This is a genomic window from Acidobacteriota bacterium (assembly GCA_040752915.1).
Lineage (GTDB): Bacteria > Acidobacteriota > UBA4820 > UBA4820 > DSQY01 > JBFLVU01.
This window is the reverse complement of sequence record JBFMHB010000016.1, coordinates 1-13,865: the sequence shown is the minus strand read 5'-3', so window position 1 is coordinate 13,865 and position 13,865 is coordinate 1. Positions and strand designations below refer to the sequence as shown.

Below are 13,865 nucleotides of genomic sequence, written 5' to 3'. Positions count from 1 at the left end.
AGGTGGTGACCATGAAAAGGTTTGCTTGGCTCTGGGTGCTCGCCGGCGTCGTCCTGATCGGGTTGTTGGGATACTGGTACAGCCAGCGGGGGACCGGCTCCTACCGCGGCCTCGCCGACCGGTTCCCCGCAAGCACCCTGGTCTTCGCGGAGATCCGTGAACTGGGCCAGTGGCTCACCATCGACCGCGAACAAGCGGAAGCGGCCAAAGCCGCCCGGGGCCAGGACCCGATGCTCCAGGTGCTCGGCCAGGTCTGGGCCTCCCAGCCCGTCCGGCCCACGGACCTTCCCACGGTCCTGGCGGGACAGCCCTTCGCCATCGGCCTCTGGAAGGCAGGCTCCGAGTTCCAGGTCGCCGGCCTCATCGAACTCGCCCCCGGACAGGCGGCCCAGCTCGAGGCGTTCCTGAAGGAACACGTGAAGGACGTGACGCCCGCCGGTGAGTCCGGCGGCGTGCGCCTCTTCAAGGTTGCGGAAATCGCCGGAAACCGGCATGGGGATTTCGACGAGTTCTTCTACGGTGTGGGCGAGAACTGGGGCGTTTTCGCCACGGGCCTTGAATCGGCCCGGGCCGTCCTCGTTCCCGAGGGAGACCGGCTCTCCGCCGACGCCGACTTCAAACGCACCCTCGCCCACCTCCAACCGGACAAGGGGGCGGTCCTGTACGCGGCCAGGGGCTTCTTCGGCCAGGCCCTCAAGGAATTGGCCGCCGTCAAGTCCGGCAAGGCCCCCGTCGAAAAGGGTACGGTGGTCCCGGAAACGCCGGGAGCCGGCCCGAAGGCGCCCGAGGAGACGCCTCCGGACAGGCCCGCCGAACCGTCCTTCGGGATGGGCAAGATGGGGGGCGAGATTCTGAAGGCGTTGGCCTCCCCCGCGCAGAAGCTGCTCGCCCCGGAGAGCGTAGGCCCGTTGGGTGTTTGGACGGGCCCGCCCGTCCAGGGCGAGGCCGAGGGCTGGCGGACTCGAATGTGGCTAGGCTTCGGGGATCCCCCCACGGGCCTCTGGAGGATCCTCGCCGAGGGAGGAGCGCGAACTCCCGACACGAGCGGACGGCTCCCCCGGGACGGAGAAATCTACCTCTGGGGCGGCGGCAAAGATCCGGCGGGGCTCTACAAGACCGCCATGGACGAACTCCAGAATGCCCTGCCCCCCGATCAAATGGGCTGGATCCGGGCGGGGATCGGCGCCGCCGAGGGCAGGTTGGGCCTTTCCTTCTCGAACGACGTCCTCCCGACCATCGGCGACGAATGGTCCTTCGTCCTCGGTTCCGCCGGGCCAAACTCGGGACACAAGCGCGCCGCGTTTCTGGTTTCCCTTCGCGACGCCCGGCGCCTGGAAGACATCCTCACCACAAAGATCGCCTCCCAGTTCCCGATCCAGCGCGAGGCATACAAGGGAGCCGGATTGTGGAGGTGGAAGTCGGAAGGGCCCGCGGGGGACGGCGCTCCCGTCTTCCTCGTAGCCGGCGGCTACGCCGTCGTGACGAACGATCCCGAGTGGGCCCTGGGCACGAGCCAGCCGGCGGGAAAGGCCTACCAGGAATTCGTCTCGCTCAAGGGGCAGGCCTCAGGAAGGGTGGTGGTCGACCCCGTCCTGTGGAACCAGAAGGCCTCCTCGCTCACGGTGGTGACGTGGCGGACCCGCGGCGACGGGCTGGAGGCGGAAGCCCGCTTTCCCGGTGAGCCCCTCCACCTGAAGGCGGACACCGACGGGATCCGCCCGGCCGTCACCGAGGAGCCCCCCGGACCCGCCCTCTGATTGCCCTCCCCCGAAGCCCCTTTTGGGGCGTTTGGGCCACCCGCGGTGCGGGTGGCCCTTTTCGCGGGGCACGGGCGGTGGCAAGGGGAGAGAAACCGGGGCGGGGCGGGGGATGGCCGCGCGCGGAGCCGTCACCCTCCTTTCGGGCGAAGGATCCCCTTCTCCAGGAGCTTCCGGAAGGCCTTGAGGGCCTCGGGTTCGGTGAGGGGGGAGACTTTGAGGATGGACGCCACATCCCAGGTGCCGTTGACCCGGGAGGCCAGAAACCCCTCCTGGGGAGACAGGTCCTCGGCGGCGAGCCGGTCCATGGGAACGGCGAGGACGAGGACCGTGGAGAGGGGCACCACGTCGCGGAAGTACACCTGGCAGGCGCCCCCCTCCGCCATGGACAGGCCCCGGTGGACCTCTTCGTCGTCGGGCATGGTCCGCAGGAGGTACCGGTAGAGGTGAACCGCCTCCTCGAACCGGCGCTCCTCCAGCGCCAGGGCGGCCTCCTCGAGGAGCCGCCTCTGGATGGAGGTGTAGGTGATCTCGTCCGGGGATTCCCGGGAGCCGGCCGTCTCGAGGTGCCCCTTGGCGTGGAGCCGGAAGGCCGCCTCCGAGACCTGAAACTCCGTGGCGTGGAGATCGAGGGCCACGTCGGCGATGCACTTCTGGCCGTCGAATCCTCTCCAGACCCGGTGGAGAAACGACCCCGAGGGCGCCGTGCCCGCGTCGGGCGGCTCTCCGGTTGGGCGAAGGACCGTCCGGCTCGTGGGGAAGACGGCTCGGATCCTTCCCCATTCGTCTTTCCGGCGTATGCCCTCCATGATGAGAGACGTGACGTCCAGGGAGATGTGGAACATGTCCTCCTGGGCGGAGTCCGCCTCCTCGAAGACGAACTGCCCGTCCTCCCAAAGAAAGAGGCCGTAGAGCGTCTCCTCGGCCTTCAGCGTCAGCATGGCCGCGAGCTCCGCCTCTTCCAGGATCCCCACCATCACGAGGATTTTCCCGAGCTTGATCCCCGTCTGGAGCTGCGTCTCCATCGCCTTGTTCAGCTGCTCCTCGGACAGGTAGCCTCGGCTGATGAGGAAGTGGCCCAGATATTCGCGGGGGTCCGACGAGGCGGTGGAATAGATCGCGCCGTCCTTGAAGTAGATTTTCTTTACGACGCCCTGCACGTTGCGGACGTGGAGGATCCCCGATTTTCGGCTCGACGAAAGAAGTTGGAGCACGTCGGAGAGCACGATGGTTCGGAGGTTGCCTTCGAGGCCCATGGGCCCTCCCAGCGCCCTATGGTAAACGCCCGAAGGCGCCCGCGCAATTCGGACCCCGGACCGGCGCCGCCGACCTTTTCATTTGCCGCAACCTGCGGTATTCTTAGGGCTTTAAAGGAGCCGAGGCATGCTGGAAGAAACGCCGTCCCTCGCCCTGACCTTTGACGACGTCACGCTGGTCCCCTCGCACTCCACCGTGCATCCCCAGCAGGTGGACACGGGCACCTTCCTGACACGCAAGATCCGGCTCAACATCCCCCTCGTCTCCGCCGCCATGGACACCGTCACCGAGGCGAGCCTGGCCATTGCCATCGCCCGCCAGGGTGGGATCGGCATCATCCACAAGAACATGAGCCTCGAGAGGCAGGTGGAGGACGTGGACCGCGTCAAGCGCTCCGAGGCGGGGATGATCACCAACCCCATCACCATCGGCCCGGAGCGGAAGGTCAGCGAGGCCCTCGATCTCATGCGGAAGTTCCGCATATCGGGCGTGCCCGTGACGGCCCCCGACGGACGGCTCCTGGGGATCCTGACGAACCGGGACCTGCGGTTCGAGGACCGGACGGACCTTCCCGTGAGCGACCTCATGACGAAGGAGAACCTCAAGACCGTTTCCGTGGGCACGACCCTCGAGGAGGCCCGCAGGCTCCTCCAGCAGTACAAGATCGAGAAGCTCCTCGTTGTGGACGACCAGTACCACCTGAAGGGGCTCATCACCGTCAAGGACATCCAGAAGAAGATCAAGTTCCCCAACGCCTGCAAGGACGAAATGGGCCGGCTCCGGGTGGGAGCGGCCCTCGGGGTTGGGCCCGATATCGTGGAGAGGGCCCAGGCCCTCCTCGGCGTGCACGTGGACGCCCTCGTGCTCGATTCTTCCCACGGCCATTCCCAGGCCGTCCTCGACGCCGCCGCCCTTCTCAAGGAGGCCCTCCCCGAAGCCCAGCTCATCGTGGGGAACGTGGCCACGCCGGAGGGGACCCGCGCGCTCATCGACCGGGGAGCGGACGCCGTGAAGGTGGGGATCGGTCCGGGCTCCATCTGCACGACCCGCATCGTCACGGGCGCGGGGGTGCCGCAGATCACGGCCATCAGCCAGTGCGCCCGGGAGGCGGCCAAGAGCGGCGTCCCCATCATCGCCGACGGCGGCGTGCGGTTTTCTGGCGAGGTGGTGAAGGCCCTCGCGGCGGGCGCCCACTCCGTCATGATCGGCAGCCTCTTCGCGGGCACGGAGGAGGCGCCGGGGGAGACCATCCTCTACCAGGGCCGCACCTTCAAAGCCTACCGGGGCATGGGCTCCCTCTCGGCCATGAAGGCGGGCTCCGCGGACCGGTACTTCCAGGAAGGCGAGGCGCCTCTCTCCAAACTGGTGCCCGAGGGCATCGAAGGGATGGTGCCCTTCAAGGGCACGCTCGAGTTCGTGGTGACCCAGCTCATGGGCGGCCTCCGCTCCGGCATGGGGCTCACGGGCAGCTCCACGGTGGAGGACCTCCGACGGAAGGCCCGCTTCATGCGGGTCACGACGGCGGGCCTGAGGGAGAGCCACGCCCACGACGTGGTGATCACCAAAGAGGCGCCCAACTACATGAAGGATGAATACTAGGCTTTCGCCGGCGCGGGATGGGATGTCCCGAGCCGCAGAGGTGGGCGATGATTCTGGAAGAGCACAAGCAGGAATACCGGACCCTGAGGGAGAAGTCCATCGATCTTCGGGGCTGTCTTTGACGAAGCCGGCACCCGGTCCCGCCTCGACTCGATCCACGCCCTGACCGCCGCACCCGACTTCTGGAACGACCCCCAGAGGGCCGCCGGACTGCTCAAGGAGCAGCGAGCCCTTGAGGGACGGATGAACGACCTGGCCCGGCTGGAGCGGCTCCTGGGAGACCTCGACACCCTCCTGGAGTTCGAAGCAGCGGGCGAGGACGCGGGCGCCGAATTCGGGTCCACCCTGGAGGCGCTCCGGCCCTTCGTGGAGGAGCTGGAGGTCAAGGCTCTCCTCTCCGGCGAACTCGACATCAACAACGCCATCGTCACGATCCACCCCGGGGCCGGCGGAACCGAGAGCCAGGATTGGGCGCTCATGCTCTACCGCATGTACGTCCGATGGGCCGAGCGTCGGGGCTACGGGGTCGACCTCTGGGATTACCAGGACGGGGACACGGCCGGAATCAAATCCGTCACCTTTCTCGTGAAGGGCGACTACGCCTACGGGTACCTCAAGGTGGAAAGCGGCGTCCACCGGCTCGTGCGCATCTCGCCCTTCGACGCCGCCGCGCGCCGCCACACTTCGTTCACCTCGGTCTACGTCTCGCCCGAGGTGAACGAGGAAATCGAGATCGAAGTGGCCGACAAGGACGTGCGCGTGGACATCTACCGAGCGGGAGGCCACGGGGGCCAGAACGTCAATAAGGTCTCGACGGCCGTGCGCATCACCCACTTCCCGACGGGCATCGTGGTCACCTGCCAGAACGAGCGGAGCCAGCTCCAGAACCGCGAGACCGCCTGGAAAATCCTGAAGTCCAGGCTTTACCAGCTCGAAATCGAGAAGCGCAACAAGGAGCGCAAGGCCCTGGAGGACTCGAAGAAGGACATCGCCTGGGGAAGCCAGATCCGGTCCTACGTCCTCCAGCCCTACCGGCTCGTCAAGGACCATCGCACGGAAACCGAGGTGGGCAACGCCGACGCCGTGCTGGACGGGGCCATCGATCCCTTCATCCTCGCGGCGCTCAAGGCGAGACTGGCCTGAAGCCGGGGATTTTCAAGGAGGACCCATGAACCCCTCCGACGCCCTCGAGCCCGTCGAGCCCACGACCCGGTCGCGGGCCCTGGGGGCTTACTTTCAATTCAAGGGCCTGGAGTGGTGCGCCGGAGGCGCCCTCCTGCTCCTGGCGGCCCTCCGCACGGGCCACTTCGGCGCATCCAGTCCCGTGCGGCTCGTCGCCTACTTCCTCCTGCTGTTCGCCGTTCCGGCCGTCCTGCTCTTCACGCTGGGGATTGTCGTCCGCATGAGGCACCCCGCGGGTTGGTGGTGCGGCGTCGCGTACTCCGCCGCCGTGGTCGTATCCAAGAGCGCCGTGGGGATCTCGCAGGTCCCCTTTCGCATGTGGTACTCCTTTTCCGACCGGCTTCCCCCCGCGACCCTCCTGGGCTTGAAGGTCTTCAACGTGATCACCGCCCTCGTTCTCGCTCTGGATTTGGCCGCCCTGCTGGCCCTCCTCTCCATCAAGGGCCGCGACTGCTTCCACATCGGGTGGAGAAAGGGGCGCCCTCCCCAGGACCGCCCGGTGGATTTGGAGGAAGGCGATGGGTGAGCGGCGAGGAAGAACCGCGGGGGACGGGCGTCCGGGACACCGTCGAACTCCCGGCGGATCCGGGTGCTCAGTCCTTGTCCCAGGCCAGGACCACGCGGCCCCGGCCCTTCTGCTTGGCGCGGTAGAGCGCGGCGTCGGCCGAGCGGATCAGATCGTCCAGGGTGAGGCACTCGGGCGTCAGGGCGGAGAGTCCGCCGCTGATGCGGACCACCCGACCGCCCGTATCCTCGGGGGACAGGGAAGCCACGGCCTCTTCCAGCCTCCGGGTCACCGTCAGCGCCTTCTGGGGGGCCGTCTGGGGAAACAGGACGGTGAACTCGTCCCCCCCGTACCGGGCGAAGACGTCGTACTTTCGCAGGTGGACCTGCGCCGCCTCGCACACGGAAACCAGGATTCGGTCTCCCAGTTCGTGTCCGCCCGTATCGTTGATCTCCTTGAAGTGGTCCACGTCGAAGATGAAGAGGGACAGCTGGAGATCCAGTCTCCGGCTTCGCTCCATCTCGGCCTGAGCGAGCTCCAGAAAGTGGCGGCGGTTGTAGATCTTGGTCAGCCCGTCTGTGGTGGAGAGCTCCAGCAGGAGGGCGTTCTTCTGCCTCAACTCGTCCTCGAGAATCTTCCTCCTCAAGTGCGCGGCGGCCCGGGCCACCAGCTCTCCCGGGTGAAAGGGCTTCACGATGTAATCCTGGGCGCCCGCCGACAGGAGCTTCACCTTCTGGTCCACCTCGTCCACCGCCGAGAGGATGAGCACGGGGACCTTTTCCAGCTCCGGACGCGAGGCCCGCATCTGAAGGAATTTGAACCCATCCATGGCGGGCATGACCAGGTCGCAGAGGACCAGGTCCACGGGGTTGTCCAAGAGGGTGCGGAAGCCCTCGATTCCGTCGCCCGCCTCCAGGAAGACGGTCTCGGGGTCCTCCGCCTTGAGGATCTCCCGGATCTCGACGCGGAGCCCCTGGGAATCGTCCACGATGAGGATGCAGGGAGGACGCCTTCCGGTCATGGCTTCAGCCTCTTCGAAACCTCGGCCAGCCTGGACGCGGCCTCCTCAAAGGCCGGGCTGCGCCGCGCCCGGGCCAGAGCCCCGAGGACATCCTCCTGAGGATACACCACGATGGCCGCGTCCGCCCCCGCCTCCAGGCACGCATGCAACCGATCGGGCAGGGGACCCACCCCGTCCAGAGCCCCCATGGACAGATCGTCGGTGAGGAGGATGCCCCGCGCTCCCATGGCGCGCAGCTCTTCGTACACTTCGCGGTTCAGGGACGTGGGGGAGGGATCGGCGTAGGTCTCCGCCGCGGCGTGGGCCACCATGACCGCGGGCGCCGTCGCGGCCAGGCGTCGGTAGGGTTCGAAATGGTCCCTGCGGGCCTCGGCGCTTCCCTCCAGGACGGGAAGCTCTACGTGGCTGTCCACTCGGGACCCGCCCAATCCCGGGTAGTGCTTGAGACAACCCCGCACTCCGGCGCGCTCCAGCCCCCGGAGAAAGGCCCGGCAGCACTCCGTGACGACGCCTGGTTCTTCCCCGTAGACCCTCCCCTCCAGACCCGTTCCAGGCAGGGCGGGGCCGAGATCGGCGACGGGCGCGAAGTCATCCGTGAACCCAAGGTCCTTCAGGTGCTCCCCCATTTCGAAGGCGAGGGCCTCCACCCGGGCGGCATCGCCTTTCATTTCGGAGGCGCCCGGGTAGCGCGCGCCCAACGCGGAAAGGCGGCTCACCCTTCCGCCCTCCTGGTCCAACGCGATCCTGGGAGGCGCTTCGGGAAGAGCCTCCCGCACACAGGCGCACAGCTCGCGCACTTGGGAAGGGCCTTTGAGGTGGCGGGCGAAGAGAAGAACCCCATACGGGCGGACCTCTCGGAGGAAGCCCTCCAGCTCCCGCCCCGGGGCCCATCCGTCCGGCGTGACGAAGAGGGGGGCGGGGGTCATTTCGGAACCCCGGACGGCGGAGGGGAAGGAAGGTCTACGGCGTGGAGCCAGGGCGTCCGCGAGGAGCCCCACGCCAGGACCCAGACCCGGGAGCCGTCCAAAACCGGCTCCATGAGCAGGCTCCCCTCGGGGCACCTCCAGGTCCAGACGGCCTTTCCGTCCGCGGGGGAGAGCAGGACGAGGCGGTTCCCGGCGGCTTCGGCCAGAAGGAGCCCCTGAGGGATTCTCCAGGGGCCGAAGGCGGGGCGCCCCTCGGTCCGGTAGTGCCAGGCAACCTGGCCCGAGGGCCGCAGGGCCCTCACGAAGTGGTTCGTCGTGGCAAAGAAGACGAGTCCGTCCGAGGCCGCTGGAGGACCGGTCAGACCGCCTCCCGCGCGGTACTTCAGGATGAGCCGACCGTCCCGGTCTGCAAGAGCCACGAGCGCGCCAGAGGAGGTCCCCGTGTAGATCCGGTCTCCCGCGAGGACGGCGCTCTCGGGGGACCCCTTCTTGGGCGCCCACGTCCAGCGGAGGTCCCCTTCGGGGCCGAAACGCGCGGCCTCCTCCCCGCCCCTCACCCACCAACCTCCGTCGGCGAGGGCGTTCGCGGAGGCGGCCGGAAACGACAGGGTGCGGACGTCGCCCGAAGGGAGAATCAGCCGATCCCTGCAAAGCACGGCAGGGCGTGGACGACCCGGGAGCAGAGCAACGGCGCCCTCCAAGCCGTCTCCTTCGATCTTGGGGAGTCCATCGGCGATCCGCCAGAGGAGCCCCTTTCCGTCCAGGACCCACACGGCCCCGGCGCAGGACACGGGAGCCACTGTCGGATCCAAACGGGCCATGGAGCACTGAGGCGCGGCTTCTCCGGGCGAGAGGATCTGCATCCTCCCCTCCTCCCCGAAGAGGTAGAGGGTTCCGCCGAGAACCACCGGGGGCCAGCGGACCTCAAGGTCCAGCCCCAGCCCCACCGCCGAGGCCGCCGAAGCAATGAGGAGGCAGGCCGCGCCAAACAGGAGCCTCCGCTGGATCCGGGGAGGTCTCATGGTCCTTGCCGGCTCAGGAGCGGTCGGACGGCTCGAGCTTCTGGATGAGGGACGTGTTGTACTCGATGGCCTTCTCCGCCTCCAGCTCCTTCCTCCGAGATTCCAAGTAGTCGTCAAGAAAACGAGTGGCGGCCTCGCGACGCTGAGTCCTGTCGAACTCCGGGCGCTGCTTCTCGAAGGCGGCCAGGTCGGCCGCCTGCTTCTCGGTCACCACCCCCACCACGTAGGCGAACTTGGTTTTCACGGGGCCCACGACGTCGCCCACGTTGGCCTTGAAGAGAGCCTCATTCAACTGCGCGTCGAACCCGACTCCGGGAAGACTGCCCTTCGCGTTGATGAGCCCCGAAGCCTGCGCCGAGAGTCCGGCGGCCTTCGCCTCGGATTCGAGGGCCGAGGCGCTCACGGCGGCGGCGCGCAACTGGGTGGCTCTTGTCCTGGCGTGCTCGAAGGCCCTTTCGTCTTTCCACTGGCGCTCCAGGTCCTGGCGAACCTCCTCGAAGGCCGCGGGGTGAGGGGGCTCCACCTTGAGGACCTTGAAGCGGACGAAGGTGTCGCGGACCTTGATCTCCTCCGACCACTTGCCCGCCTCGGCCTTGAAGACCGCTTCAGCCAGCTTGGGGTCCCGGCCCAGCGCGCCCATCGTGTCTTTCTTGGCGAAGGGCTTCTCGATCTTGACGACCTCCAGGGAGAACTTGGCGGCCGCCGCCTTCACGCCGGCCTCGTCCTTCGCCTCCGCGAGGGCCTTGCGGGCCTCTTCCAGGAGCGTCTTGGTCTGATTCTGGTAGGCGGGGTCGCCGAGGATCATGGCCTGGCGGACCTGCTCCTTCACCTCGTCGAAGGGCTTGGCGCCGCCGCCGATCCCCGTGAGCCGGATCACGTGGTAGCCGAAAGCCGTCTCCACCGGACCCAGCACCTCACCCACGGTCTTGGCCTGGTCGAAGACCGCCGCGGAGAAGGCGGGCACCATCCTCTCCCGGGGGAACCAACCGAGGTCCCCGCCCTGTCCCGCGTTGGACGTGTCCTCCGAGAACTGGCGGGCCAGGACCGCGAAATCGCCTCCCGCGCGGACCTTGGAGAGCACCTCCTCGGCCTGCTTCCGGGCCTCCGCGCGCTTGGAGGGCGGCTCGCCCTCGGAGGAGCGGATGAGGATGTGGCTCGCGCGCCGTTGGTTCGCGGGGGTGGAGAACTGCGCGAGGTGGCTCTGGTAGTACTCCTTCAGTCGGCCCTCGTCGATCCGGATGGCCCGCCGGATCGAGGCCTCGGAGACCTGGACGAACTCCATGGACCGCTTCTCGGGCGCCTCCAAATCCTTCTTGCGGGTCTCGAAATAGGCCTTGAGTTCGGCCTCGGTGGGGGGGGGCACCTGCTGGAGGAACTTGGCCGATGGGACGAGGGCGAGCATGGCGTTGACCTTCTCGTTCTCCTCGACGAAGCGGCGCTTCAACTCCTCCGGAGGAACGTAGGAGGCGTCTGTCAGGAAGTTCCGGAGCTTCTCCACGACGAGTTCGTTCCGCATCACCGCCTCGAACTCCGAGGCGGAAATGCCCATTCTGGCGAGAGTCTCCGGATACTCGGTGGCGGGATCCTGAAACTGGTACATGCGCTGGATGGCTTCGGCCACTTCCTTGTCGCCCACGTGCAGGCCGTACTTCCTGGCGAGCTGGGCGAGGATGATCTGGTCCGCCATCCCGTCGGCCACGCGCTGGGGGGCCCCCTTCAGGAAGCTGTCGCTGAAGTTATCCCCGAGCATCCGCTTCATCTGCTCTGTGTAGAAGCGGTACTGGAGCTGGAAGACGCCGGGAGGAAGGCTGTCCTCGCCGACCTTCACGGCGAACTCCGGCCCGAACATGGAGGCTCCCCTCTCGGCTTCCAGGCCGCCTCCCCACATGGTGAACATGGCGGCGATGAAGGCGAAAACGAGAATCCAGAGGAGGATCTTGAGCGATCCCATGGTGCGCATGGTCTTGAGCACGTTCATCGAGGCGGTCCTCCAAAGTGCAAGAACTTCATTCTACTCGCCATTCCAGCCCCGCGCAAGGCTTGTGGCCCACGGCGGGGAACGGCGCCGCCGCGGCGGAGCGGGGCCAGAGGGGTCGTCCGGCCAAGGGTCCTCCCGCGGGTTCCGGCCGGCGAAAGGGCCTCTCCTCCCGGGGTGGAACCCGGCATCTCGAGGCCGCGCCGATTCATTGATTCGCGGTATCGTTCCCCCTACACTGGCTTCGGAGGCCTGATGGGGAACGCGCGGAACCTGATGGTGGTGGCCGGGGAGCACTCGGGCGACCGGCACGCGGCGGCCCTGGTCCGGGCCTTCGGCCGGACGGGCGCCGCGGCCTCCTGGTTCGGCGCCGGAGGGCCCGCCCTGGCGGGAGAGGGGGCCGAGATCCTCGTTCCCATGGAGCGCCTCGCGGTGGTCGGGATCGGAGAGGTCCTGTCCCGTCTCCCCTCCCTTTGGCGGGACATGGGGCTCCTCAAGGAGGCGCTGAGCGCGCGGAGGCCCGACGCCGTCGTCCTGGTGGACTTCCCCGACTTCAACTTCAGGCTGGCCCGAAAGGCGCGGGCCCTCGGGATCCCGGTGGTGTACTACATCACGCCCCAAGTCTGGGCCTGGAGGAAGGGCCGGGCGCGGTTCTTGAGGGACGCGGTGGACCTTTGCCTCGTGATCTTTCCCTTCGAAGAGACCTTCCTGCGGGAGCGCGGCGTGAACGTCCGGTTCGTCGGCCACCCGCTCGCGGAGCTGGCCGGGCCGCCCTCCCCCCGGGGGGCCTTCCTCGGCCGGCACGGACTGCCCCTGGACAAGCCCGTGGTGGCGCTGCTGCCGGGAAGCCGCGCCTCGGAGGTCCGGCGCAACCTGCCCATCCTCGCCGAAGCGGGATCCCTCCTCGCCGGGCGCCGGCCCGGGATCTCCCTGCTGGTGCCCTGGGCGGAGGGCCTTCCCGATTCCCTTTGGGAACCCTTCGCGGGCGGTCCGCTCCGCCGGGTGGCCGGCGAATACCTGGACGTGCTGGGCCACGCGGACGCTGCCGCCGTGGCCTCGGGGACGGCCACCCTCGAAGCCGCCCTGATGGGCGTTCCGCAGGTGATCGTCTATCGCGTGAAGAAGATCACCTACGAGGTGGGCCGCCGCCTCGTGAGAATCCCAAGGGTGGGTCTGCCGAACGTCGTGCTGGAACGGGAGGCCGTCCCCGAACGGATCCAGGACGCTTTCACGGGCCCGGGCGTGTGCGGGGAGCTGGAGCGGATGCTGGCGGACGGGGTGCAGGCGAAGGACCGGGCCGCCGCCATCGCCGCGGAGGTCCGAAACAAATTGGGCGAAGGCCAAGCCTCCGCCCGTGCGGCGCGCGCGCTGGTCGAATTCGTGGAGGGGATCAGACGGCCTTCTGGACCTTGCCGGCCTTGATGCACTTGGTGCAGACGCGCAGGGTCTTGGTGGTCCCGTTGACGTCGGCCTTCACGTTCTGGAGGTTGGGCAGCCAGCGCCGCTTGGTGAGGTTGTGGGCGTGGCTGACGTTGTTGCCCACGGAGGGCTTCTTTCCGCAGATATCGCACACCTTCGCCATGGTGAAACTCCTTCGCGAAAGCGCATTTATACCAGAAGATACGCCGAAGCGCAAGAGGACGGAGGGGCCCCAATCCCGTGAAGAAGCGAGAAAAAGGGCGCGGAAGGCGCGCGGAACCATGAACCGAAGGAAAGACCTTCTTCACCTATCAAGGGATCGGGGCGCCCTCGCGCCTTCGGCGAGGGCGCGCCAAGGGTGGGGTGAGGCTCCACGGGCTCTGCCCGCGGAGCGGGGAGGGAAGGGCGCTCCCCGTCGAGGAGAAAACGGGGTTTCCCTCGTGAAAGACAGCTTTTCTCGAAGGTTTCGCCCTTTCCATCGCGGAATCCGGCAGGGGTTGTGACGCGGCAAGAGGGCCTGTTCACGAAGGCCCTCGGGGGAGATCGGGCCATGAACGACGAAAGCGCCTTCGAACGGGGAATGCGGCGGCTGAGGGAGGTGGACGGCGAGGTGGGCGTGCGCGCCGTGGAGCGCCTGAGGGCCATCTCGCCCGACCTGGCCCGGTACATCGTGGAGTTCGCCTTCGGGGAAGTCTACTCCCGGCCCGGCGTCGATCCGAAATACCGGGAGGCGGCGGCCCTTGGCGCCCTCACCGCCCTCGGCCACACGAGGCCCCAGCTCAAGACCCACGTTCACGCCGCCCTGAACGCGGGGCTGTCCCGCGAGGAGATCAAGGAGATCCTCCTCCTCATGGCCCCCTACGTGGGCTTTCCTTCGGCCCTCAACGCCATGTTCGCCGCCCAGGAGGTCTTCGACCGCACCGGACCGGAGGGCGAGGAGGCCCCGTAGGGCCGCGTCCAGCCCGACCAGGTCCATGTCGCGAGGGTTGTCCTCATGACTAGGGGTCACCCATTAGTCGGCCCCTGTCAACGGGCACTCTTTTCCTTGGCGGCCTCTTCTCTTGGCCGCGTCCTTGGACCCTTCTCGTAGGGCCAGGCCGTTGGGGCTCCGGTGGCTGCGCGCCCTCGTCGTCGGGCTTCGGTGTCGCGCCTCTGAAGGACGCGCACCAGTCACCCATCAGGATCAAGGCGGTGGCGGGGCG

12 protein-coding genes are annotated in these 13,865 nt (G+C 67.7%); 6 read left to right on the top strand and 6 right to left on the bottom strand.

What is annotated here, in order from left to right:
- Positions 1-11: 11 nt before the first annotated feature.
- Positions 12-1,757 (top strand): hypothetical protein, encoded by a 1,746-nt coding sequence (locus tag AB1824_04730; protein ID MEW5764262.1) that lies wholly within the window; start codon positions 12-14, stop codon positions 1,755-1,757.
- 131 nt (positions 1,758-1,888) lie between these two features.
- Here AB1824_04730 and AB1824_04725 read toward each other — a convergent pair whose 3' ends face one another.
- Positions 1,889-3,013 (bottom strand): DUF4388 domain-containing protein, encoded by a 1,125-nt coding sequence (locus AB1824_04725; protein MEW5764261.1) that lies wholly within the window; start codon positions 3,011-3,013, stop codon positions 1,889-1,891.
- A gap of 127 nt (positions 3,014-3,140) precedes the next feature.
- On the opposite strand from AB1824_04725, the gene guaB reads away from it, so the two are divergent.
- The 3 genes from guaB (at position 3,141) to AB1824_04710 (ending at position 6,321) form a co-directional block, all read left to right on the top strand.
- Positions 3,141-4,613: an IMP dehydrogenase gene (guaB, locus tag AB1824_04720; GenBank protein ID MEW5764260.1), complete on the top strand. Its 1,473-nt coding sequence runs from the start codon at positions 3,141-3,143 to the stop codon at positions 4,611-4,613.
- A 47-nt stretch (positions 4,614-4,660) separates the two neighbouring features.
- A protein-coding gene (prfB, locus tag AB1824_04715) for a peptide chain release factor 2 (GenBank protein MEW5764259.1) occupies positions 4,661-5,756 on the top strand; the annotation gives its coding sequence in 2 pieces (ribosomal slippage) (positions 4,661-4,726 and positions 4,728-5,756; 1,095 coding nt in all).
- A 25-nt stretch (positions 5,757-5,781) separates the two neighbouring features.
- Complete coding sequence (locus tag AB1824_04710; GenBank protein ID MEW5764258.1) at positions 5,782-6,321, top strand: hypothetical protein; 540 nt, start codon at positions 5,782-5,784, stop codon at positions 6,319-6,321.
- Between the two features lie 67 nt (positions 6,322-6,388).
- Here AB1824_04710 and AB1824_04705 read toward each other — a convergent pair whose 3' ends face one another.
- From AB1824_04705 to AB1824_04690, 4 genes are read right to left on the bottom strand one after another with little or no spacing between them, the layout of a single operon-like run.
- Complete coding sequence (locus AB1824_04705; GenBank protein ID MEW5764257.1) at positions 6,389-7,321, bottom strand: diguanylate cyclase; 933 nt, start codon at positions 7,319-7,321, stop codon at positions 6,389-6,391.
- The gene (locus AB1824_04700) at positions 7,318-8,247 is read right to left on the bottom strand and encodes a glycoside hydrolase family 3 N-terminal domain-containing protein (protein MEW5764256.1); all 930 of its coding nucleotides are present in this window, start codon (positions 8,245-8,247) and stop codon (positions 7,318-7,320) included. Before AB1824_04700 ends, AB1824_04705 begins: the two co-directional genes overlap by 4 nt.
- The gene (locus AB1824_04695; GenBank protein MEW5764255.1) at positions 8,244-9,269 is read right to left on the bottom strand and encodes a PQQ-binding-like beta-propeller repeat protein; all 1,026 of its coding nucleotides are present in this window, start codon (positions 9,267-9,269) and stop codon (positions 8,244-8,246) included. The genes AB1824_04700 and AB1824_04695 overlap by 4 nt, the downstream gene beginning before the upstream one ends.
- Before the next feature lie 13 nt (positions 9,270-9,282).
- Positions 9,283-11,247, bottom strand: coding sequence for a peptidyl-prolyl cis-trans isomerase (locus AB1824_04690; GenBank protein MEW5764254.1), 1,965 nt, complete (start codon positions 11,245-11,247; stop codon positions 9,283-9,285).
- Positions 11,248-11,499: 252 nt separating this feature from the next.
- Here AB1824_04690 and lpxB point away from each other — a divergent pair, with 252 nt between their 5' ends.
- The gene (gene lpxB / locus AB1824_04685) at positions 11,500-12,666 is read left to right on the top strand and encodes a lipid-A-disaccharide synthase (GenBank protein ID MEW5764253.1); all 1,167 of its coding nucleotides are present in this window, start codon (positions 11,500-11,502) and stop codon (positions 12,664-12,666) included.
- Here lpxB and rpmB read toward each other — a convergent pair.
- Complete coding sequence (gene rpmB, locus AB1824_04680; protein MEW5764252.1) at positions 12,635-12,826, bottom strand: 50S ribosomal protein L28; 192 nt, start codon at positions 12,824-12,826, stop codon at positions 12,635-12,637. The genes lpxB and rpmB overlap by 32 nt on opposite strands.
- 387 nt (positions 12,827-13,213) lie before the next feature.
- On the opposite strand from rpmB, the gene AB1824_04675 reads away from it, so the two are divergent.
- A complete protein-coding gene (locus tag AB1824_04675) occupies positions 13,214-13,612 on the top strand; it encodes a carboxymuconolactone decarboxylase family protein (GenBank protein MEW5764251.1) in 399 nt (132 codons plus the stop codon).
- Positions 13,613-13,865: the final 253 nt, after the last annotated feature.

Excerpts from the sequence above, each read along its gene's own strand:
- AB1824_04725 (MEW5764261.1), bottom strand. The coding sequence starts at position 3,013 with ATGGGCCTCGAAGGCAACCTCCGAACCATCGTGCTCTCCGACGTGCTC.
- AB1824_04710 (MEW5764258.1), top strand. The coding sequence starts at position 5,782 with ATGAACCCCTCCGACGCCCTCGAGCCCGTCGAGCCCACGACCCGGTCG.
- lpxB (MEW5764253.1), top strand. The coding sequence starts at position 11,500 with ATGGGGAACGCGCGGAACCTGATGGTGGTGGCCGGGGAGCACTCGGGC.
- AB1824_04690 (MEW5764254.1), bottom strand. The coding sequence starts at position 11,247 with ATGAACGTGCTCAAGACCATGCGCACCATGGGATCGCTCAAGATCCTC.
- guaB (MEW5764260.1), top strand. The coding sequence starts at position 3,141 with ATGCTGGAAGAAACGCCGTCCCTCGCCCTGACCTTTGACGACGTCACG.
- AB1824_04695 (MEW5764255.1), bottom strand. The coding sequence starts at position 9,269 with ATGAGACCTCCCCGGATCCAGCGGAGGCTCCTGTTTGGCGCGGCCTGC.
- AB1824_04705 (MEW5764257.1), bottom strand. The coding sequence starts at position 7,321 with ATGACCGGAAGGCGTCCTCCCTGCATCCTCATCGTGGACGATTCCCAG.
- AB1824_04675 (MEW5764251.1), top strand. The coding sequence starts at position 13,214 with ATGAACGACGAAAGCGCCTTCGAACGGGGAATGCGGCGGCTGAGGGAG.
- rpmB (MEW5764252.1), bottom strand. The coding sequence starts at position 12,826 with ATGGCGAAGGTGTGCGATATCTGCGGAAAGAAGCCCTCCGTGGGCAAC.
- AB1824_04730 (MEW5764262.1), top strand. The coding sequence starts at position 12 with ATGAAAAGGTTTGCTTGGCTCTGGGTGCTCGCCGGCGTCGTCCTGATC.
- AB1824_04700 (MEW5764256.1), bottom strand. The coding sequence starts at position 8,247 with ATGACCCCCGCCCCCCTCTTCGTCACGCCGGACGGATGGGCCCCGGGG.